Here is a 23,490-nt window from a genome sequence, read left to right on the forward strand (position 1 = left end):
ACGGAATCCAGCCTATAACCCTGCCCGCCGCCGTCGTGCGTGCAGCGCCGCGCGGAAGGTCCGGTGCCTGCGCTATGCGCCCTCCGAGCCGCGGTCCAGCAGGGGCTGCACCCGGAAGGGGATCAACTCACCCATCGCCAGGGCGGTGTCAGCCCGCTCCACGCCATCACAGGCCAGGATCTTGCCGTTGATACGGAAGAGATCCTCTGCATCCCTGGCCACCACGCGCAGCAGCAGGTCCGCTGATCCTGTCAGCCCGTAACCTTCCAGCACCTCGGGGATGGCGGCAATGTCCTCCGCCAGCTGCCCGAGCCTCTGCTGTTGCACGTGGACGGAGATGAAAGCCATGAGCGGATACACCAGGGCCACGGGATTGATGCGCCGTTCAAAGGACAGGAAGACGTGCTTCTTTTCCAGCTGGGCCATGCGCGCCTGGACGGTATTGCGGGACAGGCCCAGCTTCTGCGCGAGGGCCACCACGGTGCGGCGGGGATCCTGCGCGAGTGCCGACAACAGGCGGGTGTCAGTGCCATCCAAAGCTCGCATAATGCGCAACGCTAGCACGGTGCCAGCTCTCCAGACAGGGCATCCTGCTCAATAAGCGCCGCAGTGGTTGTACCCGTTGGGCATTGTGAGTAGGGTCACAGTATCTGGGGCAATGACGCCCGGAAGGCCGGTGGCGGCAGGGCCAAAAGTCCGCAAACCACGGGTCAACGACGTACGAAGGTTGCGGCAATCGTGTCTACAGACGAAACGGGCCCTGGCGGCGCAAAAACCCCCGAAAGCGCGAAAACCCCCGGCGCAGCCGGACCGGAACTCCTCCAGCTGATCACCCCGTCAGGTGAGCGCATCAGCCACCCGGAGTTTGATTTCTGGGTCCGGGACATTACCGACGATCAGTTGTGCTCCCTCTTCGAGGACATGACCGTCATCCGCCGGATCGATGTGGAGGCCACGGCCCTGCAGCGGCAGGGTGAACTGGCCCTGTGGCCCCCGCTCCTGGGCCAGGAGGCAGCCCAGATAGGGTCCGGAAGGGCGTTGCGGGCGGACGACTTCGTGTTCTCCAGCTACCGCGAGAACGGAGTGGCGTACTGCCGCGGTGTTGACCTGACCGACCTCCTCCGGGTGTGGCGGGGGAACGCCTCCGGCGGCTGGGACCCGTACAGCATCAACATGGCAACGCCGCAGATCATCATCGGCGCCCAGACCCTGCACGCCACGGGCTACGCCATGGGGATCCAGAATGACGGCGCCGACGCCGTGGCCGTTACCTACTTCGGGGACGGTGCCACCAGTGAGGGCGACCTGAACGAGGCCATGGTGTTCGCCGCCAGCTTCCAGGCCCCGGTGGTGTTTTTCTGCACCAACAACCATTGGGCCATCTCCGAGCCCGTACGGCTGCAGTCCCACATCCAGCTCGCGGACCGGGCCACGGGTTTCGGCATCCCCAGCCTGCGGGTGGACGGAAACGATGTCCTGGCGGTCATGGCTGCCACCCGGCTGGCACTGGACCGGGCCCGTCGCGGCGGCGGCCCCACCTTCATCGAGGCCGTCAGCTACCGCATGGGCCCGCACACCACCGCCGACGATCCCACCCGTTACCGGGACGCCAATGAACTGGAGGACTGGGCCGCCAAGGACCCCATCTCCCGGCTGGCCGGCCTCCTGGACCGGAAGGGAATCCTGACCGCGGAGCTGCAGCAGCAGGTCAAGGACAAAGCCGATGCCGTTGCATCGGAGATGCGCCGCGGATGCACCACCATGCCGGATCCCCAGCCCATGGACATCTTCAAGCACGTCTACAGCACGCCCAATTCCTGGCTGGAACGCCAGCAGGACCATTACGCCCGTTACCTGGCGTCCTTCGGTGACCCCGACGGAGCCGTTTCCAAGGAAGGTGCACGCTGATGACCCAGTTGACCTTTGCCCGTGCCATCAATGCCGGGCTGCGCAAGTCGCTGGAAAACGACTCCAAGGTGGTCCTCCTCGGCGAGGACATCGGCGCCCTGGGCGGCGTCTTCCGGGTGACGGACGGCCTGCAAAAAGACTTCGGCAAGCACCGGGTGGTGGACACCCCGCTCGCGGAGTCCGCCATCGTGGGCACCGCCGTAGGCCTGGCCTACCGCGGCTACCGGCCCGTGGTGGAGATCCAGTTCGACGGCTTCATCTACCCGGCGTTCGACCAAATCGTCAGCCAGGTGGCAAAACTCCACTACCGCACCCGCGGGGCGGTCAGGATGCCCATCACCATCAGGGTGCCGTTCGGCGGCGGCATCGGCTCGCCGGAACACCACTCCGAATCCCCGGAAGCCTACTTCACCCACACCTCAGGGCTTCGGGTGGTGACCGTGGCCAACCCGCAGGACGCATACACCGTGATCCAGCAGGCCATCGCCTGCGACGACCCCGTGCTGTACTTCGAACCCAAGCGCCGCTACCACGACAAAGGCGAAGTTGACGAGTCCGTGGACCCGAGTTCCGCCCTGCCCATGGACAAGGCACGCGTCCTGACCGACGGCAGCGACGTCACGCTGGTGGCCTATGGGCCCCTGGTCAAGACGGCCCTGGATGCCGCCTCCGCCGCGGCGGACGAAGGCATCTCCATTGAAGTCATCGACCTGCGCTCGCTGGCGCCCGTGGACTATGAGCCCGTGGTGGCGTCCGTGCGGAAGACCGGGCGCCTGGTGGTGACGCACGAGGCCGCACAATCCGGCGGGCTGGGCGCGGAAGTGGCGGCCAGCATTACGGAGCGCTGCTTCTACCATCTGGAGGCCGCTCCGGTGAGGGTGACCGGGTTCGACATTCCCTACCCGTACTCCAAGCTGGAAATGCACCACCTGCCGGGCCTGGACCGCATCCTCGATGGCGTGGACCGCGCCCTGGGCCGCCCCAATTCCCTGAGCGGGCTGGAAGGATGAGCGCCACCATGATCAAGGAATTCCGGCTCCCCGACCTGGGTGAAGGACTCACGGAGTCCGAAATCCTCAGCTGGAAAGTGGCCGTTGGCGACACCGTCAGCCTGAACCAGGTCATCGCCGAAGTGGAAACCGCCAAGGCCGTGGTGGAGCTCCCGTCGCCGTTTGCCGGCGTCATCAAGGAACTCCACGAACAGCCGGGTTCCGTGGTGGAGGTGGGCAAGCCGATCGTCTCCTTCGAGGTGGCGGACGACGCCGGTGCGTCACCTGCGCAGGCGCCCGGCGCCTTTTCGCCGGGGATGGGGGAGGCCCCCGCGGAAGCTCCAAGCGCAGCGGAGACGCCGAAACGGGAACCCAACCTGGTGGGGTACGGCGCCGTCGTCGAAGGTTCCGGCCGGCCAACGCGGCGGCCGCGGAACTTCGCCCCGGTGGAGGCTTCCGGGAACCTGGCGCCGGTGGTTGAGCCCGCCCGGCCTGCCGATGTCCAGGTTGGCCATGTCCAGCCTGCCGAGCGACCCCGGTCCACGCCTCCCGTCCGCAAACTGGCCAAAGGCCTGGGAGTTGACCTCGCGCAGGTGCACGGCACAGGTCCCGGCGGGCTGATCACGCGGGAGGACGTCCAGGACTTTGCAGGGCACGGGGGCGAGCCTGCTGCGCCGCCGGCCGGACCCGTGCCGGTAGCCGGTGGAACCCGGCCGGGGGAGCGGGAGACCCGGACTCCCATCAAGGGCGTGCGCAAGTTCACCGCGGCGGCGATGGTGCAGAGCGCCTTCACCGCTCCGCACGCCACCGAATTCCTCACCGTGGATGTCACGCCCAGCCTTGAGTTGCTGGCGAAACTCAAGAACAGCAGGGAGTTCTCCGGAACCAGGCTCACCCCGTTGACGCTCGCTGCCAAGGCCGTCCTGGTGGCCGTGCGGCGGAACCCGGCGCTGAATTCCCGCTGGGACCAGGACAACCAGGAGATCGTCACCTTCAACTACGTGAACCTGGGCATTGCCGCCGCCACACCCCGCGGACTGATGGTCCCCAACATCAAGGACGCCGACGCCATGGCGCTCCCGCAGCTTGCCCAGGCGCTGACAGCGCTCGCGGAAACCGCCAGGGCTGGCAAGACCCAGCCCGCTGACCTGTCCGGCGGTACCATCTCCATTACCAACATCGGCGTATTTGGCATCGACGCGGGTACCCCCATCCTCAACCCGGGGGAGGCGGCGATCCTGGGCCTGGGTGCGGTGCGGACCATGCCGTGGGAGTACAAGGGCGAGGTGGCACTGCGGCAGGTGCTCACGCTGAGCCTGTCCTTTGACCACCGCCTGGTGGACGGCGAACAGGGGTCCCGGTTCCTGGCCGACGTCGGAGCGATCCTTGCCGAGCCGGGAATGGTCCTCACGATGGTCTGACCGGGGGACTAGGCGCCCCGTTCGGCTGTAGGTGCGCTGTCCACCATCAGGGCTGCCAGTGCCATCCGTTCAAGCAGGGGGCGGGCAACCCCGGCCGCCAATCCGGTGCCGTGGCGCCGGACGGAGTGCGGCGTGGAGTTGATCAGGCCGAATGTCGCGTGGGCCCGCATGCGCAGTTCAGCCGCACCGATGCCGGGGTGCACCTTGCCCAGGATGTCCACCCAGACCTCCACGTAGCTGCGCTGCAGGGTACGCACCGCGGACTGGTCCTGCTCCGACAAGTTGCTGAAGTCACGGTCCTGCACCCGGATTACGTCCGGTTTTCCGAGCGCGAAATCCACCTGGAATTCCACCAGTTGGCGCAGGGCAGCCAGGGGATTGGGCGTGCTCTGCGCCACCCGCCGCCCGCCGTCCAGCAATTCCTGGCTCACGGTGACCAGGAGGTCGGCCAGGACGGCCTGCTTGCCGGGAAAGTGGCGGTAGACCGCAGGGCCGCTGACGCCTGCCGCCGCGCCGAGGTCCTCCAGCGAAACGCGGTTGAAGCCATTCAGCGCGAACAACGAGGCCGCGGCGGACAGCAAAGCCTGCCGCCGGTTCTCCTTGGCCTTGCCGCGCTGGGTTGTGGGAGCGGACTGGGTTGTGGGAACGGGCTGGGTGGCAGGGGCCGGCTGCACTGTATTGCTGCGCACTTTTCCTCCTTGGACCCCGCAGATTCTAGCAAGGTAGCAGTGTGTTGGACATCACAGTTAATCGAGACTAACCTGAATTTCAGTTATTAGTCACTAACCGAGTTGGCTTGGGCCGGCTTGGCCCACCCTTAGGACGGAACGTCGATGGAGACCCTGGCCACCCGGCTTGATCCCGCAAGCGAGTCCTTCCGCGCCAACCGGGAAGCGCAGTTGTCGCTCGCCGGCGAACTGCGGAAGAGGCTGGCGGATGCAGCGTTGGGCGGGCCCCGGAAGTCGCGCGAGCGGCACGTGGCCCGCGGCAAGCTCCTGCCGCGGGACCGCATCGACCAGTTGCTGGACGAGGGCAGCCCGTTCCTGGAGATCGCACCGCTGGCCGCCAACGGCATGTACGGCGATGACGCACCCGGTGCCGGAGTCATCGCCGGCATCGGCCTGGTGCACGGCCGGCAGGTCCTGGTCATCTCCAACGACGCCACCGTCAAGGGCGGCACGTACTACCCCATGACCGTGAAGAAGCACCTCCGCGCCCAGGAGGTCGCGCTGGAGAACGGCCTGCCCTGCATCTACCTGGTGGATTCGGGCGGGGCCTTCCTGCCCAAGCAGGACGAGGTCTTCCCGGACAGGGACCACTTTGGCCGGATCTTCTACAACCAGGCGCGTCTCTCAGCCGCCAAAATTCCACAGATCGCTGCCGTGATGGGGTCCTGCACGGCCGGCGGCGCCTATGTCCCCGCCATGAGCGACGAAACCGTCATCGTCCGGAACCAGGGCACCATCTTCCTGGGCGGACCGCCGCTGGTGAAGGCGGCCATCGGGGAAATCGTGACGGCCGAGGAGCTCGGTGGGGGCGAGGTGCACTCCCGGGTCTCGGGTGTGACGGACCACCTGGCCGAAAATGACGAGCACGCCCTGCAGATCGTCAGGGACATCGTCTCCACCCTGCCGCCTCCCGCCGCGCCCGCCTGGCAGGTGGAGGCCGCCGTCGAACCCGCCGTGGACCCGGACGGGCTGTATGGTGCGGTGCCCACGGACGTCAATGCTCCCTACGACGTCCACGAGGTGATTGCCCGGCTGGTGGATGGCAGCAGGTTCCATGAGTTCAAGAAGGACTACGGCACCACGCTGGTCACAGGTTTCGCCCGGATCCACGGGCACCCGGTGGGAATCGTGGCCAACAACGGCGTCCTGTTCAGCGAGTCGTCGCTCAAGGGCGCGCACTTCATTGAACTGTGCGACCAGCGCGGTATCCCCCTGCTGTTCCTGCAGAACATCTCCGGCTTCATGGTGGGCAGGGACGCCGAGCAGGGCGGCATCGCCAAGAACGGCGCCAAGATGGTGACGGCCGTTGCCACCGCGCGGGTCCCCAAGCTGACCGTGGTGATCGGCGGCTCCTTTGGTGCCGGCAACTACTCCATGTGCGGCCGTGCCTACTCGCCGAGGTTCCTGTGGATGTGGCCTGCTGCCCGGATCTCGGTGATGGGCGGCAACCAGGCCGCCAGCGTGCTGGCAACCGTTAAGCGGGACCAGTATGAAGCGGCGGGGGAGGACTGGCCGGCCGATGACGAGGAAGCGTTCAAAGCGCCCATCCGGCAGCAGTACGAGGACCAGGGCAGCCCCTACTACTCCACTGCACGGTTGTGGGACGACGCCGTCATCGATCCCGCCGATACCCGAACCGTCCTGGGCCTGGCGCTCGACGTCGTCTCCCGCACCCCCCTGCCGGAGACCTCCTTCGGCCTCTTCCGGATGTGAGCCAGCAATGACCATGCAAACCAACACAGCCACTACCGGGGAAATCCCCACCGCAACGGCCGACGGCAAGCCCCTCTTCGGCACCGTGCTGGTGGCCAACCGCGGCGAAATCGCCTGCCGCGTCATTCGGACGCTGCGGCAGCTGGGCATCCGTTCGGTCGCCGTCTACAGCGATGCCGACGCCGGCGCCCGGCACGTGCGCGAAGCCGATGCCTCCGTGCGGATCGGCCCCGCCGTTGCAACCGAAAGCTACCTGAACGCGGACGCCATCGTGGACGCGTGCCGGCAGTCCGGGGCGGAAGCGGTACACCCCGGCTACGGCTTCCTGAGCGAGAACGTGGACTTCGCCAGGGCCCTGGAAAAGGCCGGCATCACGTTCATTGGCCCGGGCGTTGAAGCGCTGAACGTCATGGGTGACAAGATCCGCGCCAAGAACCACGTGGCGGGGTACGGCGTGCCCGTCGTCCCCGGCATTGCCAAGCCCGGCATGACGGACAGCGAACTGATGGAGGCTGCTGCCGCCGTCGGCTTTCCGCTCCTCATCAAGCCGTCCGCGGGCGGCGGCGGCAAGGGGATGCACGCCGTCGAAAACCAGGCGGACCTGCCCGCCGCCCTGGCCACGGCCCGGCGCGTCGCCGCCGCCGCATTCGGCGACGACACCCTGTTCCTGGAGCGCCTGGTGACCACCCCGAGGCACATCGAGGTGCAGGTGCTGGCGGACAGCCACGGCAACGTCATCCACCTCGGCGAGCGCGAATGCTCCCTCCAGCGGCGGCACCAGAAAGTTATCGAGGAAGCCCCGTCGCCCCTGCTCGAGGGCCTGCCCAACGGCCCCGAAGTGCGCGACCGGATTGGCGAGGCCGCCTGCAACGCGGCCCGCAGCGTGAACTACGTGGGCGCCGGGACCGTGGAGTTCCTGGTCTCCGATGACGCGCCGGACGAGTTCTTCTTCATGGAGATGAACACCAGGCTGCAGGTGGAACACCCCGTCACCGAAATGGTCACGGGCATCGACCTGGTGGAATGGCAGGTGCGGATCGCAGCGGGCGGGGAGCTGACCGTCCGCCAGGCGGACGTGGAGCTTTCCGGCCACGCCGTGGAGGCAAGGGTCTACGCTGAGGTGCCCGAAAAGAACTTCCTCCCGTCCACCGGGACCGTGCTGATGCTCGACGAACTGCCCGCCGGCACCCAGGGGCAGGTACGGGTGGACTCCTCGCTGGTGGAAGGCCTGGAACTGTCGGCGCACTATGACCCCATGGTGTCCAAGGTGATCGCCTGGGCCGGGGACCGTGCCGCCGCCCTGGCCGCCCTGGATGGTGCCCTGGCCGGCTACACGGCACTGGGCATCGAGACCAACGTCGAGTACCTGCGGCTCCTGGTCAACGACTCCGACGTCAAGGCAGGGCACCTGGACACCGGGCTGATCGAACGGAAGCTGCCCGGACTGGAATTCCGGCGCATCGGGAACCCCGAACTGGTGGCCGCCGCGCTGTTCGTCCTGTCGCTGGAAGCACAGAACACCCCCGGCCCCGGCCCCGGGCGCGGGCCGTGGCAGGGCAGGAACGGCTGGCGGCTCGGCGCAGCGGCACCACGCCGGATCAGCCTGGGAACGCCCGACGGCGGCGTGGCCACCGTGCAGGTCGGCGGCAGTCCCAATGGGGGAGCCGGAGCCGTGGTCGCCGTCAACGGCGGTCCGCAGCATCCGGCCGCCCTGCAGTGGTCCAGCCGGCAAGGCCTCGAACTTGACCTCGATGGCCAGCACCACGGCTACCGGCTGGCTGCGGACTCCACAGGGGCTGCCGTCCAACCGTGGGATAACGCGGTGCCCGACGGCCCCACACAGCTCTACCTCGGCAACGACGGCTGGTCCTGCCGCCTGGACGTACTGACCCGGGAGGCGCGGCTGGAACGCGTGCTGGCCGCCATCCAGCGGCAGGAAGGGGCGGCCGACCCGGAGGTGCGCTCGCCGATGCCCGGGACGGTCGTGGCCGTCCCGGTGGCCGACGGGGACGCCGTCCAGGCCGGGGAAGTCCTGGTTTCCGTGGAGGCCATGAAGATGGAGCACCACCTGGTGGCCCCGCTGGCCGGGACGGTCCACCTGGCCACCCGTACCGGTGACCTGGTGAAGGCCGACCAGGTGCTGGCCACCATCCATCCCGCTGCCACCGGCGTAAAAACAGACAGCACAGAAACAGCAACAGACGCAGCTGCAATCCAACGCGAAGGAGCCTGACCATGACCGGTTTTGAACTGACCGAGGAATACCGGGACCTCAGCGACACCGTGCGCGATTTCGCGGACAACGTGGTGGCCCCGGTCTCCGCCAAGCACGACGAAGAGCACAGCTTCCCGTACGAAGTGGTGAAGCAGATGGCCGAGATGGGCCTTTTCGGGCTGCCGTTCCCCGAGGAATACGGCGGCATGGGCGGGGACTACTTCGCACTGGCCCTCGCCCTGGAACAGCTCGGCCGGGTGGACCAGTCCGTCGCCATCACGCTGGAGGCCGGGGTGTCCCTCGGGGCCATGCCCGTCTACCGCTTCGGCACGGACGCGCAGAAACAGCAGTGGCTGCCCATGCTGGCGTCCGGCCAGGCGCTCGCAGGCTTTGGACTTACCGAGCCCGAGGCCGGGTCGGACGCGGGCGGGACCAAGACCCACGCCCGGCGCGAAGACGGCAACTGGGTCATCAACGGCACCAAGGAGTTCATCACCAACTCCGGAACGGACATCACCCGGCTGGTCACCGTCACTGCCGTAACCGGGCAGCAGGAACGCGGGGACGGCACCGTCAAAAAAGACATCTCCACCATCCTGGTGCCCACCGACACTCCCGGCTTCAAGGCGGAAAAGCCGTACAACAAGGTGGGCTGGAACGCATCGGACACGCACCCCCTGACGCTGAAGGATGTCCGCGTCCCGGAAGCGAACCTGCTGGGCGTGGAAGGCCGCGGCTACGCCAACTTCCTGTCCATCCTGGACGAGGGCCGGATCGCCATTGCGGCGCTGGCCACCGGCGCAGCCCAGGGTTGTGTGGACCTCTCGGTCAAATATGCGAGGGAACGCAGCGCCTTCGGGCAGAACATCGGCAAGTACCAGGCCATTTCGTTCAAGATCGCCCGCATGGAAGCCCGGGCCCACACCGCCCGCCTGGCGTACTACGACGCGGCCTTCCGGATGCTTGCCGGCAAGCCGTTCAAGACCCAGGCGGCCATCGCTAAGATGGTCGCAGGCGAGGCGGCCATGGACAACGCGCGGGATGCCACCCAGGTATTCGGCGGCTATGGCTTCATCAACGAGTTCACCGTGGCGCGCCACTACCGCGATTCCAAGATCCTTGAAGTCGGGGAGGGCACCACGGAGGTCCAGTTGATGCTGATCGCCCGCGAACTGGGTCTGTAGGACCTGGGACCGTAACCGGCCTGAGAGGATCACTGATGATTGACAAGGTTGTTGCCAGCGCCGACGCGGCGGTTGCGGATATCCCGGACGGCGCCTCGCTGGCGGTGGGCGGGTTCGGCCTTTGCGGAATTCCGGTTGCCCTGATCGACGCCCTGCACCGGGCGGGCACCTCCGGTCTGGAGACCGTCAGCAACAACTGTGGGGTGGACGACTGGGGCCTGGGCATCCTGCTCCGGGACGGGCGTATCCGCCGCACCATCAGCTCCTATGTGGGCGAGAACAAGGAATTTGCGCGCCAATACCTGGCCGGTGAGCTCGAGGTGGTGCTCACACCCCAGGGCACGCTTGCTGAAAAGCTGCGGGCCGGTGGTGCGGGCATTCCGGCCTTCTACACCAAGGCGGGGGTGGGCACGCAGGTGTCCGACGGCGGCCTGCCGCAGAAGTACGACGCCAACGGCGGCATCGCGGTTGCCTCCGCGCCCAAGGAAGTGCGGTCATTCGGCGGCGTGGACTACGTCCTGGAAGAGTCCCTCACGCCGGACTTCGGGCTGGTGCACGCCTGGAAGGGCGACCGCCACGGCAACCTGGTGTTCCATGCCACCGCCATGAACTTCAACCCCCTGTGCGCCATGGCCGGCCGGATCACCATCGCCGAGGTGGAGGAACTCGTGGAGCCCGGCGAACTGGACCCCGAACACATCCACACTCCTGGCATCTTCGTCCAGCGCGTGGTCCTGGCCCGGGACGGGGAGAAGCGGATCGAAAAGCGGACCGTTGCCCTGACGGCGCCGGGCCCAGGAGGAAGAACACCAGGCAGCCACCAGCAGGCAGGAGCGTGACCATGGATCCGAACAGCCCTGAAGCGCCGCGCCCCGAGGCCGTCCGTGCGGAATACCGGCGGGCCGGTTCCCAGCAGCATGCAGGGCCCGGCGACTCCACGTCCCCCGCCGAAACGAAGGGCTGGACGCGCAACGAACTCGCCGCGCGGGTCGCCAGGGAGCTTCGCAACGGCCAGTACGTGAACCTGGGCATCGGGATGCCCACCCTGATCCCCAACTACATCCCCGCCGGGGTGGAGGTGGTGCTGCACTCGGAGAACGGCATCCTCGGCGTCGGCCCCTACCCTGCGGACGACGCGGTGGATCCGGACCTGATCAACGCCGGCAAGGAAACCGTGACGGTCAACAGGGGAGCGGCGTTCTTCGACTCCGCTACATCCTTTGGCATGATCCGCGGCGGCCACGTGGACCTCGCCGTCCTCGGCGCCATGGAAGTGGCGGAGAACGGCGACCTCGCCAACTGGATGATCCCCGGCAAGATGGTCAAGGGCATGGGCGGTGCCATGGACCTGGTGTTCGGGGCCAAGAGGGTGATCGTGATGATGGAGCATGTGGACCGGAACGGGAATCCGAAGATCGTCAAACAATGCACCCTGCCCCTCACCGGCAAGGACTGTGTGGACCGGATCATCACGGACCTCGCCGTCATTGACATCGTGAAGGACGGCGGCCCCTCACGCCTGGTGCTGCGCGAACTGGCCCCCAACGTATCGCTCGAGGATGTGGTGGCCGCCACCGGCGCCGACCTGTTCGAGGAAGACCAGGAACTGACCGTATGACGGATGGCAACGGTCCGGTTTCCAGGCAAAAGGACGACGGCGGCCGGCGGGTCATCGAGCAGCGCGGGCTGTACTTCGACGAGCTGGAGGAGGGCGTGCTGTACGCCCACCGGCCCGGACGCACCGTGACCGAAGCCGACAACGTCCTCTTCACCACGCTGACCATGAACACCCAGGCCCTGCACCTGGACGCTGCCTGGAGCGCCGGGCAGCCCTTCGGCCAGCGGCTCATGAACTCGATGTTCACCCTGGCCACCATGGTGGGCCAGTCCGTCACCCAGCTCACCCAGGGAACCATCATCGCCCAGCTGGGCCTGACCGACGTCTCCTTCCCGCACCCGCTCTACCACGGAGACACGCTCTACACGGAGACAGCCGTCACCGGAAAGCGGCTTTCCTCCTCACGGCCCGGCCAGGGCATCGTGACCATGGAGCACACCGGGCGCAACCAGGACGGAACAGTCGTGGCCCGGGCCACCCGCAGCTGCCTCATGTGGACGCGCGACGCCCACGCCAAGACGCAGGACGCCGGACAGGGGACAATGCCGGTATGACTTTCGTAATGGGCCCCGCACTGCTTTTCTGCCCCGCCGACAGGCCGGAGCGCTACCAGAAAGCCGCCGCCCGGGCAGACGCCGTGATCCTGGACCTTGAAGACGCGGTGGCGCCGGCCGACAAGCAGCGCGCCCGAGGCGCCATCCTGGCCCAGCTGGGAACCACCGGTGTGGAACCTGAGCTCGAACCCAGCTGCACCATTGTCAGGGTGAATCCCGTGGGGACTGAGGACTTCGAAAAGGACCTGCACTGCCTGGCCCACACCCCCTACCGCACGGTGATGCTGGCCAAGGCCGAATCCGCCGAACAGCTCAAAGCGCTGGAGGGCTACCAGGTGATTGCCCTGTGCGAAACGGCGCTTGGCGTGCTCAATGCGCCTGCCATCGCCGCCGCCCCTAACGTGGTGGGCCTGATGTGGGGCGCCGAGGACCTGCTGGCCACCCTGGGTGGAACGTCCAGCCGGAAGGACGACGGAGCCTACCGGGCGGTTGCGCTGCACGCCCGCTCCGCCGTCCTGCTGGCAGCCCGCGCCTACGGCAAGGAAGCGGTGGATGCGGTCTACACCAACATCCCCGACCTTGACGGACTGGCAGCCGAGGCTGCCGACGCCGTGGCCTCGGGCTTCAGTTCGAAGGCCTGCATCCACCCCAGCCAGGCCGCCGTGGTCCGCAAGGCCTACGCACCTTCGGAAGACGAGGTGGCCGCCGCGGTTGCCCTCCTGGATGCCGCAGCATCAGCCGGATCGGGAGTGTTCCAGTACCAGGGGAAAATGATCGACGGGCCAATCCTCAAGCACGCCCAGGAGATCGTGCGCCGCGCCGCTGTGTAGGCATAGCGGGACGTTCGGCTAGCGTTGGCGTCCCGGGGACCTGCGCAGGGACGTTGGCGGGATGGGCTCGTAGAGCAGCGTCCGCACCCACCGGTTCCCCGTCTCCCGGAACTCCTTCCGCGTGGCGAAGCGGTAATGGTAACTGCGCACGCGCACCCAGTGCGGCGCGGCGCCGTCGAACGGGTCATGCCGCAGCAGCCGCAGCATCTGCCGGTCCGCCGCCAGCAGCTTGGCCAGGAACGCGTAGAACCATTCCTCGTGCACGCTGCGCAGCGGCAGGAACCACATCAGCCAGTCCAGCCGCAGGTGGTACGGGGCCCACTGCCGCGGAATCCGGCGGACATCCCCGGGCTTGCCCTTGAAACCGTACTCGCGCCATTCCGGGTCGTCGTCGGGATCGTCGTCCAGCGTGCCTTCCACCACAATCTCGATGCGCTGCCTGGTCACGGTGCCGAACGCGCCGTAGGCGTTGACCAGCTGCCACCGGTTGAAGCTGGCATTCATCAGCTGCCGGCGGGAGAAGAGGTTCCGCAACGGCCAGTAGCTCAGGGCCAGCAGCAGGGCGGATGCTGCCAGGGTGATGGCCAGCCACCACAGCGGGGTCTCCTGCCGGCCTCCCGTGGCGGCGTCCCAGTCTGCCGGAATTGCCGGTATGACGGCGTGCGCCACGGGATCGCTGACGGCTGCAAACGCCAGCACGATTGCCATCCAGTTCAGCCAGGCGAAGTTGCCGCTGGCCACCAGCCACAGCTGGGTCACGACGACGACCCCCGCCGCCACGCCGGCCACCGGCTGCGGGGCGAACAGCAGGAACGGCACCACCAGCTGGGCGATGTGGTTGCCCACCACTTCGATACGGTGCAGCGGCTTGGGCAGGAGATGCGCCTGCCGGCTCAATGGCCCGGGCATGGGCTGGGTCTCGTGGTGGTAGTACAGGGCCGTCAGGTCCCGCCATTCCCGGCCACCGCGGATCTTGATCATTCCCGCCCCGAACTCCAGCCGGAACACCAGCCACACAATCAGGATCAGGATGGTCCGGGGCGGCTCCGTCTGGTTGGAGCCCAGGAACGCCACGGTGAAGCCCGCTTCCAGGAGCAGCATTTCCCAGCCGAACCCATAGAACGTCTGGCCCACGTTCACGATCGACATGTACAGCAGCCACAGGGCCAGGAAGGCGATCATCGGGACCCACGGCGGCCCGGCCTGCGGTATCCCCGCCACGAGCAGCGCCGACACCACCAGGCCGCCGGCACAGACACCGCGAAGCAGCCTGTCCGAGTACCGCCAGCGGAACAGCGTTGGCCGGCGCAGGCGGGTGAATGCCGCCAGGAACTCCGGCACCGGGAGGAGCCCGCGCTCGCCGAGCAGGGCGGGAAACTGGTTCAGCGTGGAGAGGAAGGCAACGAAATACAATGCGGCAACACCCCGCTGCAGCACCTGCCGGGCAAATTCGTACTCCGGCGCATCAAACCACGTGAGCCAGTCCACGCAATCCACGTTACGCCCGGCCGTCCGCGGGTCAAGGCGACTAAGGCCCGTCTGCAGGCCAGGGGCGCAGGCAGGCCGGGAAGGGTGCGGGATACTTAAGCAATGCAGCCACGCAGAGTCGTCCTCCTAGGATCCACCGGTTCCATCGGCACCCAGGCGATTGACGTCGTCGACGGCGCCCCGAACCTGTTCGAGGTGGTGGCACTCAGTGCCGGGGGCGGCAACCTGGAACTCCTGGCCCGGCAGTCTGTCCACACCGGGGCCGCGGCCGTGGGGATCGCCTTCGGAGACCCCGGACGGCTGGAAGGCCTGATCCGCGACGCCGCCGCAGCGGCAGGCCGTCCGGAATACCGCCCGGAGATCGTGGCCGGCCCCGACGCCTCCGCCCGGATCGCCGCCGTCGAGGCTGACGTGGTGCTCAACGGAATCACCGGTTCCATCGGCCTGGCACCCACCCTGGCGGCCCTTAAGTCCGGAGCCACCCTGGCCCTTGCCAACAAGGAGTCGCTGATCGTGGGCGGCAGCCTGGTCAAGGCCGCGGCAAGGGACGGCCAGATCGTGCCGGTGGACTCGGAACATTCCGCGATTGCCCAATGCCTGCGTTCAGGCACCGCCGACGAAGTGGACAAGCTCATCCTCACCGCCTCCGGCGGACCGTTCCGGGGCAGGAGCCGGGACGAGCTCCACGACGTCACCCCGCAGCAGGCACTGGCCCACCCCACCTGGGACATGGGCATGATGGTCACCACCAACTCCGCCACGCTGGTCAACAAGGGCCTGGAGGTCATCGAGGCCCACCTGTTGTTCGATATCCCGTTGGACCGGATCGACGTGGTAGTCCACCCCCAGTCCATCGTCCACTCAATGGTCCAGTTCGTCGACGGCTCCACCATCGCCCAGGCCTCGCCGCCCGACATGCGGCTGCCCATCGCCCTGGGGCTTGGCTGGCCTGCGCGCGTGCCCAAGGCCGCCAGCCCGTGCGACTGGACCCAGGCCGCTACCTGGACCTTCGAGCCGCTGGACGCCGAGGCCTTCCCCGCCGTCGGCCTTGCCAAGGACGCCGCCCGGCAGGGAAGCACCTTCCCTGCCGTGTTCAATGCGGCCAATGAAGAGGCAGTGACGGCGTTCCACGACGGCCGGATCCGGTTTACCGACATCGTCGATACCGTGGACAGTGTGCTCAGCGAACACTCAGGTTCCTCCGGGCTGACGGTGGATTCAGTGCTGGATGCTGAAAGCTGGGCACGTGCCCGGGCCCACGAACGTTTAGCAGTCAGAAGTCTCTAGGAAGCAGCACCACCTCCATGACCCCTGTCCTACTTTTCATCCTCGGCGTCGTCTTCGTCGCCTTGGGTATTGCCGTGTCCGTCGCGCTCCACGAGGTGGGGCACCTGGTGCCGGCCAAGCTCTTCAAAGTCCGCGTGACCAAGTACATGATCGGCTTCGGGCCAACGCTGTGGTCCCGCCGGAGGGGCGAAACCGAGTACGGCGTGAAGGCCGTTCCGCTGGGCGGCTACGTCTCCATGATCGGCATGTACCCGCCGAACAAGGACGACGGCTCGGTCCGCCCCTCCAGCACGGGCATGTTCCAGACACTTGCCACCGAGGCCCGCTCCATGGCCCACGAGGAAGTGGGGCCGGGCGACGAACACCGGGTCTTCTACCGCCTGCCGGTCTGGAAAAAAGTGATTGTGATGCTGGGCGGCCCGGCCATGAACATGATCCTTGGCGTGCTGCTCACCGCCGTGCTGCTGATGGGCTTCGGCATTGCCACCGCCACCACGACCATTTCGGACGTCTCCAAATGCCAGGTGGCCGCGGGCCAAACCGTCGATCCCGACTCTGCGGACTGCCGGCTGACGCCCGCCGCGGCGGCCGGGTTGAAGCCAAACGACACGATTACTTCCTTCGACGGCAAACCCGTCACCAGCTGGGAGCAGTTGACGGAGTGGATCCGCGCCTCTGCCGGCAGGGAAGTAGCCATCACGGTGCAGCGGGACGGCAATCCCGTGTCCACCACAGTGACCCCCGTCCTGTCGGCGCGGCCCGTGATGGGAAGCGACGGACGGCAGGCCACCGATGCTGCCGGCAACCTCCAGTACCAGGACGTCGGATTCCTCGGCATCGGTGCGCAAACGGCGTTGGTGGCCCAGCCGGCGTCGTCCGTCCTGCCCATGGCGGGGGAGAACATCCGCCAGGTGGCCGGCGTTGTCTTCAATCTGCCGGCCCGTGTGGTGGGAGTGGCGAAGGCAGCCTTCAGCGAAGAGCCCCGCGACCCCAACGGCCCCATCAGCGTGGTGGGCGTCGGCAGGGTGGCGGGCGAGGTGGCGGCCATGGAGGCCGTACCGCTGCAGTCCCGGGTGGCTACGCTTGTTGGCCTGCTGGCCGGACTGAACTTTGCGCTTGCCGTGTTCAACCTGATTCCGCTCCTGCCGCTCGACGGCGGCCATGTTGCCGGGGCCCTGTATGAGGGCATTCGGCGCCGGGTGGCAAAGCTCCGCGGACGGCCGGATCCCGGAGCGTTCGACATCGCCAAGCTGCTTCCCGTCACGTACGTGGTTGCAGCGCTGCTGATGGGGATGAGCGCGCTGCTGATCTACGCAGACATCGTCAAGCCCGTCAATCTCTTCGGATAGTCATTCAGTTTCGGCTGACTCCGAAAAATCAGCCAAATGCGATTGATCATACGGGATCAACCGCCTATGGTTGATGAATGTTCGTCATGACCATTGACCAACGCGGAAGCACCGGCGACCAGGACCGGGTTCCGTCCTTCCTTGCACAGGTTGCCCGCCTCGAACTCCCGGGGCCGGCGCACCCGGTGTTCGAACGTTCCGTCGGGGACGAGGTGCAGGGGGTGGTGCGGGAGGCTTCCGCCGTGGTGGAGATAGCACTGCACGCGCTCCGCGAAGGGCGCTGGTACGTGGGCATCGGCGTCGGCAGCGTTTCGCTGCCGCCGGATGCCAGTCCGCGGGAAGGGACCGGGACTGCTTTTGTTGCCGCCCGCAGGGCGGTTGAACACGCCAAAAGCGCCGGTTCCCAGGTGCCGTTGTCGGTGGTGCCCGGCATCATGGCGGGGGAGGCCGGCAGGGGCGTTCCTGCGGAGGAGGGGGTCCAGGCGTGTGCCAACGCGGAAGCAGTGCTCCGGTTGCTCGGCCGGCTTGTCCAGGACCGCACGGAAGCCCAGTGGCGGGTGGTGGATGCCCTGCGCCGCTTGGGTGCTGGTGGCCAGGGCCCGGGCCGGCATGGAAGCCAGAAGCAGGTGGCCCGTGAACTTGGAATCTCGGAGCAATCGGTGAGCCGAACCGTGCTTCGGTCCGGCTGGCAGGAAGAATGGGCAGCCAGGCCGGCAGCCTCCATGCTTCTTGGTTACGCCGACTCGCAGATTACCCAGGCACTCAACGACGGCCAGGCATAGGAGTGTCCAGCATCTGAAGGAGCCGGACGACCGGATCGAAGACAACCCCAATGAAGGAGACAGGTGACCGCACTTTGGGTGGCAGTGGCGCTGGTGGTGGCTGGCTTTGCCGGCTGGCCGGTCACTGCGCTGGTGTTCAAGCTGGCCCGGACCATCGACGACAAAGCCGATGCTGCCAAGGCCGCGGAGGAAGCCCGCAGGACGGAACAGGACCCCTCTGCCGACGTCACCGTAGACGACCCTTCCCCCATCGCCAGCCGCGGGGAACCGGACAGGGCCACATCCCCGGACCCGGACGCGGTCACTGCTCCGGACGCGGTCACGGCCCCTGATGGGCCGGTTGATGCTGCCGGCAGGCCGGCCGGCCAGGCAGTGGACGGTGAGCTGACCGCCCCTGCCGCCGGGCCGGCGTCGGGCGGGCCGGCTGCCGGACCCGCGCTGCCCAGCCAACGCATCCTGCGCGGCGGCGCCATCATCGGCGTTCTGGAGCGGCTGGGGGTGTGCCTCGCCATCCTCACCGGCCAACCCGTGGCCATCGCGTACATCGTCGCCATCAAGGGCCTGGGCAGGTTCGCCGAACTGAAGGAGACGCCGGTGGCCGCCGAGCGCTTCATCATCGGGACCCTCACCTCCATGCTCTGGGCGGCCGGGACCGCGGCCGCGGTGAAGGTCCTCTTCCTGCAGTGAAACTCCCGCACCGGCAGTGAGACTGCCGCCTGGCAGTGAAACTCCCGCACTGGCAGTGAAACTCCTGCTCCGGCGGGCCTGCTCCGGTGCGGGGCACTTTTGCTCCAGGGGGAACGGTACGGTACCAAGCCGGCCATGGCGATAGGGTAGCGGTATGACAGTTTTTGCCGTTGAGTACGTTTATGCCGCCAACTCCACCGACACCCGCAACGAGGTCCGGCCCGCACACCGGGAATGGACCGGCGGCCTGGCGCAGGACGGCGTCATCGTGGCCAGCGGCCCCTACGGTGACGGCGCGGGCGCCCTGCTGATCTTCAAGGCAACCGATGAAGGCGCCCTCAACTCGATCCTTAAGCAGGATCCTTTCGCCGCGGCCGGAGTGGTCGCCGGAACCCGCATCACCGAATGGTCTCCGGTAACCGGCATGCTGGCCGGGATCGCCGCGTAGCCGCCTTTTCACCCCTTTCAACTCAAGGAGTCCACGTGACCTCGGTCAGCCTGGGAATGCCGTCAGCACCACCGCCCGTCCTTGCCCCCCGCCGCAAGACGCGCCAGATCAAAGTCGGCTCGGTAGGCGTGGGATCTGATTTCCCCATCAGCGTGCAGTCGATGACCACCACGCCCACCACGGACATCAACGCCACGCTGCAGCAGATCGCCGAACTCACGGCGTCCGGCTGCGACATTGTCCGCGTCGCCTGCCCGTCCGCCGACGATGCCGAGGCGCTGCCCATCATCGCCCGGAAGTCCCAGATCCCGGTCATCGCGGACATCCACTTCCAGCCCAAGTACGTCTTTGCGGCCATCGAAGCAGGCTGCGCAGCCGTGCGCGTGAATCCTGGAAACATCCGCAAGTTCGATGACCAGGTCAAGGAGATTGCCGCCGCCGCCAAGGACCACGGCACCTCCATCCGCATCGGCGTCAATGCCGGGTCCCTGGAGCCGGGCATCCTCAAGAAGTACGGCAAGGCCACCCCCGAAGCGCTGGTTGAATCAGCCGTCTGGGAAGCCTCCCTTTTCGAGGAGCACGGCTTCCACGACTTCAAGATTTCCGTGAAGCACAACGACCCCGTGATCATGGTGGCAGCCTACGAAATGCTCGCCGAAAAGGGTGACTGGCCCCTGCACCTTGGCGTCACGGAGGCTGGTCCAGCGTTCCAGGGCACCATCAAGTCCGCAACGGCCTTCGGCGCGCTCCTTTCCCGGGGGATCGGTGACACCATCCGCGTGTCCCTCTCCGCGCCCCCGGTGGAGGAAATCAAGGTGGGCAACCAGATCCTCCAATCGCTGAACCTGCGGCCCCGCAAGCTGGAAATCGTGTCCTGTCCTTCCTGCGGCCGTGCCCAGGTTGACGTGTACACTCTGGCTGAACAGGTCACCGCCGGGCTCGAAGGGATGGAAATTCCCCTCCGCGTGGCGGTCATGGGCTGCGTCGTGAACGGCCCCGGCGAAGCGCGCGAGGCTGACCTTGGCGTGGCTTCGGGCAACGGCAAGGGCCAGATCTTCGTTAAGGGCGAGGTCATCAAGACTGTTCCCGAGAGCGCAATTGTTGAGACACTGATCGAAGAGGCTATGCGTATCGCGGAAGAGATGGGGGAGGCCGATGGCGAAGATGCTGTCAAGGGTAGCCCCGTGGTTAGCGTCTCGTAGGGAGACTCCAGACCCTGCGGGGCTTTCTGTCCGCACGCTTGATGGCCAGGACACTCCCGCGCTGAAACTGCTGGCCCAGCAGGACCCTGTGGCCAACGTGTTCATCCTGGCCCACCTGCGGGCCACGGGGACTGCGGCGCCCACCAGCGGGGGCGCCGGTGTGATCGGGGTTTTCGACGACGGCATCCTGACGGGTGCCTGCTGGGCCGGAGCCAACCTGGTTCCGGTCCAGCTTGATCCCGCCCTGGCCCCCCTTGTAGCGGACGCCGCAAACAGTTCCGGCCGCCGGTATGCGTCTGCCTTTGGGCCGGCCCCCGCAGTGCTGGCACTCAACGCCGAGCTCGCTGTGCTGGGCCACCGTGCACACGAGGTCAGGGCTGACCAGCCGCTGATGATCATCGACGGACCGCCCCTTGTCCAGCCCAACCGCGGCCTGGACCAAGGGAACCTCGCCGACTTCGACCGCATCCTTCCCGCCTGCGCCGCCATGTTCGAGGAAGAGGTGGGGTACTCGCCCTACCTCGGCGGCAGGGAATTCTACAGCCGCCGCGTGGAGGGCCTCATCAGGCAGGGACATTCCCTGGTCCACCTCAACAACGCCCGTGAGGTGGTGTTCAAAGCCGAGCTCGGGGCAGTCACCGACGACGTCACCCAGGTCCAGGGCGTCTGGATGAATCCGATCTTCCGCGGCCGGGGGCTGAGCGCGGGCTACATGTCGGCAGTGGTGGAAAAGGCCCGGCAGATCGCCCCCGTGACCAGCCTCTACGTGAACGGCTTCAACACCCGGGCGCGGTCCACCTACGAACGTGTGGGGTTCCGCCAGGTGGGGACGTTCGCTACAGTTCTTTTCTAGCCGGGCAGCGGTCCGCGTTCATTTGAATATTGGGGGAAAAATTGAAGACGTCCGTGCTGGGAACTTTCGGGGCATCGGCCCTTCTGGCCATAGCGGTTTCGGCATGTGGCGGTCCGGCCGCCCCGCAGTCAGCGGACTCTTCACCGGCCACGGTTGCAGCCCCTCAAACACCGACCGCGTCGCCAACCCCGACGCCGACGCCCACCCCGACACCAACGCCAACAGCCACGGGTTACACCAGTGACCAGTTGGCTGCCATCGTGGGGCAGGTCCGGGATGCTGCCGACCGCAGGCTTTCCGTCCTGCCGAAGGCCGACATCGCTGCGGCGATCGAGCAAACCAAGGCCATGATCTCCTCCGTCGACGTCCAGCCGGCGGAGTGCAAGGAACTCGCTGCGGCGGGCACGGTGCCGTCCGTGGAGGATGCAACCATGGCGATAGGCATGAGTACTGACACCGCCACCGGCGCGGTCACGGCCCTGTCGCTGGTGGCCGGCCTGGATAAAGGCGTCCTGGCCCAGGTTACGGACCCGTCCGAGCAGCTGGCGAAGTGCTCCTCCATGACCATGACGGTGTCAGGCATGGACGTTGCCGTCACCATTACTCCGGTAACGGGTGTCACCGGGCTGCCGGGCGCGGTCGCCTACCGCACGGACAGTGCGTTGCCTGATGGCCGCACGCAGTCCATGGTCAGGGCGCAGGTGGTCCACCGCGGCGTACTGATCGCCTCGGTGGCGTCCGGCGGCGAGACCGAGGCAGACGCGGTCCGTCGGGCAGGTGCGCTCCTGGACTCGGCTGCCGCCCTGGTCAAGTAGAACCCGGCCTCCGGGACACGTCCGTCGACCTCCTCAGGACAGGGGCCCGGTGAGGTACCGCTGGACAGCAGGCGCGACCAGCCGCACCACGTCCTCGGGGGCTGCGGACGCGAGCGGCTCCAGCCGGACCACGTAACGCACCATCATCAGGCCCACCACCTGGGTGGCCACCAGGCTTCCGCGCAGCGCCACCTCTTCAGGCGTCCCGGGAACAGCTGCCATGATCCTGGTGATCACCCTGCGGGTCACCGTTTCCCGCAGGAGTGCCGTTTTGGCCTTGGACCCGATCGTCCCGCGAAGGAAGGCCAGCAGGCCGGCCTGCGCGGGACTCTCCCAGAGGCGGAGCACCGTGCGGACGATCAGTTCCGCCCGCTGGGCGGGGTCCGAGTCCGACATGCCCGCCAGCACCTGTTCCGGGTCGGCCGGCAGCTCCACGCTGAGGGCAAAGAGTTCATCCTTGCCCTTGAAGAAGTGGTGGACCATTCCCGGATCCACCCCTGCGGCGCGGGCCACCTGCCGCAGGCTGGTTCCCTCGAAGCCGTGCTCGGCGAAGAGCTTCCGGGCGGCGTCGAGGATGTGCTCCCGGGACTCCGTGGCGCCGCCCCGCCGGCCCCTGCGGACCGGAAACGCATCAGGGCCCTCCGGACCGGTTGCAGGACGGGACAGCTTCACGGAGTCCGCCGCCGCAGCGTGAAGGCGGCGAGGACCAGGACACCAAAGGAGATGGCCGCCATGGTGCCCGCGTCCTGCCACAGCCGCCCGGTCGCCTCCGCGTGGGACGCCACCTCCTGGAGGGCATCCACGGAAAAAGTCAGGGGCAGCACATTGGAGATCGCTTCCAGCACATCATTCATCCGGTCCCGCGCCACGAACAGCCCACACAACAGGATCTGCGGCACCACCACCACCGGCATGAACTGGACCGCCTGGAACTCGGTCCTGGCGAACGCCGAACAGAACAGGCCAAGGGCCACCCCCAGGACGGCGTTGATCACAGCGATCAGCACAACGTAACCCGGGGCGCCCGCGATGTCGAGCCCGAAAATCCAGTACGCCACAGCCGTGGCCACCAGGGACTGCAGGGCGGCCATCAGGGAAAAGGCCACACCGTAGCCGAACAGCAGGTCGGCCTTGTGGACGGGCGTCGTCAGCAGCCGCTCCAGGGTTCCGGAGGTGCGCTCCCGAAGCATGGTGATCGAGGTGACCAGGAACATCACCACGAACGGAAAAATGGCCAGCATCATCAGGCCAACGCGGTCGAACGTGCGTGGCGCGCCTGGCGGGACTGACTCATTTTCGTAGAGGAAGTACACCGCCGTGAGCAGGAGTGCCGGGACCACCAGGATCATGGCGATGCTGCGGTGGTCATGGCGGAGCTGGCTTAGCACCCTGCGTGCCGTGGCGAGCATCATCCGGACG

23 protein-coding genes are annotated in these 23,490 nt (G+C 67.2%); 18 read left to right on the forward strand and 5 right to left on the reverse strand.

Going from position 1 to position 23,490, the window contains the following annotated elements; translation table 11 throughout:
- Positions 1-72: 72 nt before the first annotated feature.
- Complete coding sequence (locus LDO14_RS07325) at positions 73-546, reverse strand: Lrp/AsnC family transcriptional regulator (protein ID WP_223994596.1); 474 nt, start codon at positions 544-546, stop codon at positions 73-75.
- A gap of 192 nt (positions 547-738) precedes the next feature.
- Here LDO14_RS07325 and pdhA point away from each other — a divergent pair, with 192 nt between their 5' ends.
- From pdhA to LDO14_RS07340, 3 genes are read left to right on the forward strand one after another with little or no spacing between them, the layout of a single operon-like run.
- On the forward strand, positions 739-1,908 hold the full coding sequence (gene pdhA / locus LDO14_RS07330) for a pyruvate dehydrogenase (acetyl-transferring) E1 component subunit alpha (RefSeq protein WP_223994598.1): 1,170 nt from the start codon (positions 739-741) through the stop codon (positions 1,906-1,908).
- A complete protein-coding gene (locus LDO14_RS07335) occupies positions 1,908-2,918 on the forward strand; it encodes an alpha-ketoacid dehydrogenase subunit beta (RefSeq protein WP_018771669.1) in 1,011 nt (336 codons plus the stop codon). Before pdhA ends, LDO14_RS07335 begins: the two co-directional genes overlap by 1 nt.
- The gene (locus tag LDO14_RS07340; protein WP_223994600.1) at positions 2,915-4,318 is read left to right on the forward strand and encodes a dihydrolipoamide acetyltransferase family protein; all 1,404 of its coding nucleotides are present in this window, start codon (positions 2,915-2,917) and stop codon (positions 4,316-4,318) included. Before LDO14_RS07335 ends, LDO14_RS07340 begins: the two co-directional genes overlap by 4 nt.
- Before the next feature lie 8 nt (positions 4,319-4,326).
- On the opposite strand, the gene LDO14_RS07345 is transcribed toward LDO14_RS07340, so the two are convergent.
- Complete coding sequence (locus LDO14_RS07345) at positions 4,327-4,992, reverse strand: TetR/AcrR family transcriptional regulator (protein ID WP_056389961.1); 666 nt, start codon at positions 4,990-4,992, stop codon at positions 4,327-4,329.
- A 159-nt stretch (positions 4,993-5,151) separates the two neighbouring features.
- Between LDO14_RS07345 and LDO14_RS07350 the strand changes: the two genes are divergently transcribed.
- From LDO14_RS07350 to LDO14_RS07380, 7 genes are read left to right on the forward strand one after another with little or no spacing between them, the layout of a single operon-like run.
- Positions 5,152-6,759 carry a carboxyl transferase domain-containing protein gene (locus LDO14_RS07350; RefSeq protein WP_056389937.1) on the forward strand — a complete coding sequence of 536 codons (1,608 nt, stop codon included), beginning with the start codon at positions 5,152-5,154 and terminating at the stop codon, positions 6,757-6,759.
- A gap of 13 nt (positions 6,760-6,772) precedes the next feature.
- The gene (locus LDO14_RS07355) at positions 6,773-8,992 is read left to right on the forward strand and encodes a biotin carboxylase N-terminal domain-containing protein (RefSeq protein ID WP_223994602.1); all 2,220 of its coding nucleotides are present in this window, start codon (positions 6,773-6,775) and stop codon (positions 8,990-8,992) included.
- A 2-nt stretch (positions 8,993-8,994) separates the two neighbouring features.
- Positions 8,995-10,158 carry an acyl-CoA dehydrogenase family protein gene (locus tag LDO14_RS07360; protein WP_018771673.1) on the forward strand — a complete coding sequence of 388 codons (1,164 nt, stop codon included), beginning with the start codon at positions 8,995-8,997 and terminating at the stop codon, positions 10,156-10,158.
- Between the two features lie 35 nt (positions 10,159-10,193).
- Positions 10,194-10,997 (forward strand): CoA transferase subunit A, encoded by an 804-nt coding sequence (locus tag LDO14_RS07365; RefSeq protein ID WP_018771674.1) that lies wholly within the window; start codon positions 10,194-10,196, stop codon positions 10,995-10,997.
- A gap of 2 nt (positions 10,998-10,999) precedes the next feature.
- Positions 11,000-11,776, forward strand: coding sequence for a CoA transferase subunit B (locus LDO14_RS07370; protein ID WP_155845655.1), 777 nt, complete (start codon positions 11,000-11,002; stop codon positions 11,774-11,776).
- Positions 11,773-12,330: a MaoC family dehydratase gene (locus LDO14_RS07375; protein ID WP_018771676.1), complete on the forward strand. Its 558-nt coding sequence runs from the start codon at positions 11,773-11,775 to the stop codon at positions 12,328-12,330. Before LDO14_RS07370 ends, LDO14_RS07375 begins: the two co-directional genes overlap by 4 nt.
- Positions 12,327-13,160 carry a CoA ester lyase gene (locus LDO14_RS07380; RefSeq protein ID WP_018771677.1) on the forward strand — a complete coding sequence of 278 codons (834 nt, stop codon included), beginning with the start codon at positions 12,327-12,329 and terminating at the stop codon, positions 13,158-13,160. Before LDO14_RS07375 ends, LDO14_RS07380 begins: the two co-directional genes overlap by 4 nt.
- A gap of 18 nt (positions 13,161-13,178) precedes the next feature.
- On the opposite strand, the gene LDO14_RS07385 is transcribed toward LDO14_RS07380, so the two are convergent.
- The gene (locus LDO14_RS07385; protein ID WP_223994604.1) at positions 13,179-14,648 is read right to left on the reverse strand and encodes a lipase maturation factor family protein; all 1,470 of its coding nucleotides are present in this window, start codon (positions 14,646-14,648) and stop codon (positions 13,179-13,181) included.
- Positions 14,649-14,750: 102 nt separating this feature from the next.
- On the opposite strand from LDO14_RS07385, the gene dxr reads away from it, so the two are divergent.
- The 8 genes from dxr (at position 14,751) to LDO14_RS07425 (ending at position 22,071) form a co-directional block, all read left to right on the forward strand.
- Positions 14,751-15,935 carry a 1-deoxy-D-xylulose-5-phosphate reductoisomerase gene (gene dxr, locus LDO14_RS07390; RefSeq protein WP_223994606.1) on the forward strand — a complete coding sequence of 395 codons (1,185 nt, stop codon included), beginning with the start codon at positions 14,751-14,753 and terminating at the stop codon, positions 15,933-15,935.
- Between the two features lie 17 nt (positions 15,936-15,952).
- The gene (locus LDO14_RS07395) at positions 15,953-17,284 is read left to right on the forward strand and encodes a site-2 protease family protein (protein ID WP_223994607.1); all 1,332 of its coding nucleotides are present in this window, start codon (positions 15,953-15,955) and stop codon (positions 17,282-17,284) included.
- 77 nt (positions 17,285-17,361) lie between these two features.
- Complete coding sequence (locus LDO14_RS07400) at positions 17,362-18,066, forward strand: MarR family transcriptional regulator (RefSeq protein WP_134164469.1); 705 nt, start codon at positions 17,362-17,364, stop codon at positions 18,064-18,066.
- Positions 18,067-18,129: 63 nt separating this feature from the next.
- Positions 18,130-18,753, forward strand: coding sequence for a hypothetical protein (locus LDO14_RS07405; RefSeq protein WP_223994609.1), 624 nt, complete (start codon positions 18,130-18,132; stop codon positions 18,751-18,753).
- Positions 18,754-18,907: 154 nt separating this feature from the next.
- Positions 18,908-19,201 carry a YciI family protein gene (locus LDO14_RS07410; protein ID WP_018771944.1) on the forward strand — a complete coding sequence of 98 codons (294 nt, stop codon included), beginning with the start codon at positions 18,908-18,910 and terminating at the stop codon, positions 19,199-19,201.
- A 35-nt stretch (positions 19,202-19,236) separates the two neighbouring features.
- On the forward strand, positions 19,237-20,403 hold the full coding sequence (gene ispG / locus LDO14_RS07415) for a flavodoxin-dependent (E)-4-hydroxy-3-methylbut-2-enyl-diphosphate synthase (RefSeq protein WP_018771945.1): 1,167 nt from the start codon (positions 19,237-19,239) through the stop codon (positions 20,401-20,403).
- Positions 20,366-21,256, forward strand: a complete 891-nt coding sequence (locus LDO14_RS07420; RefSeq protein WP_056389905.1) for a GNAT family N-acetyltransferase — start codon at positions 20,366-20,368, stop codon at positions 21,254-21,256. Before ispG ends, LDO14_RS07420 begins: the two co-directional genes overlap by 38 nt.
- A 248-nt stretch (positions 21,257-21,504) precedes the next feature.
- Positions 21,505-22,071: a hypothetical protein gene (locus LDO14_RS07425; protein WP_082581695.1), complete on the forward strand. Its 567-nt coding sequence runs from the start codon at positions 21,505-21,507 to the stop codon at positions 22,069-22,071.
- Positions 22,072-22,104: 33 nt separating this feature from the next.
- Here the strand turns inward: LDO14_RS07425 and LDO14_RS07430 are convergent, their stop codons facing one another.
- Positions 22,105-22,743: a TetR family transcriptional regulator gene (locus LDO14_RS07430; protein WP_134164467.1), complete on the reverse strand. Its 639-nt coding sequence runs from the start codon at positions 22,741-22,743 to the stop codon at positions 22,105-22,107.
- A complete protein-coding gene (locus LDO14_RS07435; RefSeq protein ID WP_082581698.1) occupies positions 22,740-23,483 on the reverse strand; it encodes an ABC transporter permease in 744 nt (247 codons plus the stop codon). The genes LDO14_RS07430 and LDO14_RS07435 overlap by 4 nt, the downstream gene beginning before the upstream one ends.
- Positions 23,484-23,490: the final 7 nt, after the last annotated feature.

This window comes from Arthrobacter sp. NicSoilB11 (assembly GCF_019977375.1).
GTDB lineage: Bacteria > Actinomycetota > Actinomycetes > Actinomycetales > Micrococcaceae > Arthrobacter.

What these genes read in the sequence shown, in the direction of transcription:
- LDO14_RS07325 (WP_223994596.1), bottom strand. Translation starts at nt 546, where the DNA reads ATGCGAGCTTTGGATGGCACTGACACCCGCCTGTTGTCGGCACTCGCG.
- LDO14_RS07335 (WP_018771669.1), top strand. Translation starts at nt 1,908, where the DNA reads ATGACCCAGTTGACCTTTGCCCGTGCCATCAATGCCGGGCTGCGCAAG.
- LDO14_RS07340 (WP_223994600.1), top strand. Translation starts at nt 2,915, where the DNA reads ATGAGCGCCACCATGATCAAGGAATTCCGGCTCCCCGACCTGGGTGAA.
- LDO14_RS07350 (WP_056389937.1), top strand. Translation starts at nt 5,152, where the DNA reads ATGGAGACCCTGGCCACCCGGCTTGATCCCGCAAGCGAGTCCTTCCGC.
- LDO14_RS07355 (WP_223994602.1), top strand. Translation starts at nt 6,773, where the DNA reads ATGCAAACCAACACAGCCACTACCGGGGAAATCCCCACCGCAACGGCC.
- LDO14_RS07360 (WP_018771673.1), top strand. Translation starts at nt 8,995, where the DNA reads ATGACCGGTTTTGAACTGACCGAGGAATACCGGGACCTCAGCGACACC.
- LDO14_RS07365 (WP_018771674.1), top strand. Translation starts at nt 10,194, where the DNA reads ATGATTGACAAGGTTGTTGCCAGCGCCGACGCGGCGGTTGCGGATATC.
- LDO14_RS07370 (WP_155845655.1), top strand. Translation starts at nt 11,000, where the DNA reads ATGGATCCGAACAGCCCTGAAGCGCCGCGCCCCGAGGCCGTCCGTGCG.
- LDO14_RS07375 (WP_018771676.1), top strand. Translation starts at nt 11,773, where the DNA reads ATGACGGATGGCAACGGTCCGGTTTCCAGGCAAAAGGACGACGGCGGC.
- LDO14_RS07380 (WP_018771677.1), top strand. Translation starts at nt 12,327, where the DNA reads ATGACTTTCGTAATGGGCCCCGCACTGCTTTTCTGCCCCGCCGACAGG.
- dxr (WP_223994606.1), top strand. Translation starts at nt 14,751, where the DNA reads ATGCAGCCACGCAGAGTCGTCCTCCTAGGATCCACCGGTTCCATCGGC.
- LDO14_RS07395 (WP_223994607.1), top strand. Translation starts at nt 15,953, where the DNA reads ATGACCCCTGTCCTACTTTTCATCCTCGGCGTCGTCTTCGTCGCCTTG.
- LDO14_RS07400 (WP_134164469.1), top strand. Translation starts at nt 17,362, where the DNA reads ATGTTCGTCATGACCATTGACCAACGCGGAAGCACCGGCGACCAGGAC.
- LDO14_RS07410 (WP_018771944.1), top strand. Translation starts at nt 18,908, where the DNA reads ATGACAGTTTTTGCCGTTGAGTACGTTTATGCCGCCAACTCCACCGAC.
- LDO14_RS07420 (WP_056389905.1), top strand. Translation starts at nt 20,366, where the DNA reads ATGCTGTCAAGGGTAGCCCCGTGGTTAGCGTCTCGTAGGGAGACTCCA.
- LDO14_RS07435 (WP_082581698.1), bottom strand. Translation starts at nt 23,483, where the DNA reads ATGATGCTCGCCACGGCACGCAGGGTGCTAAGCCAGCTCCGCCATGAC.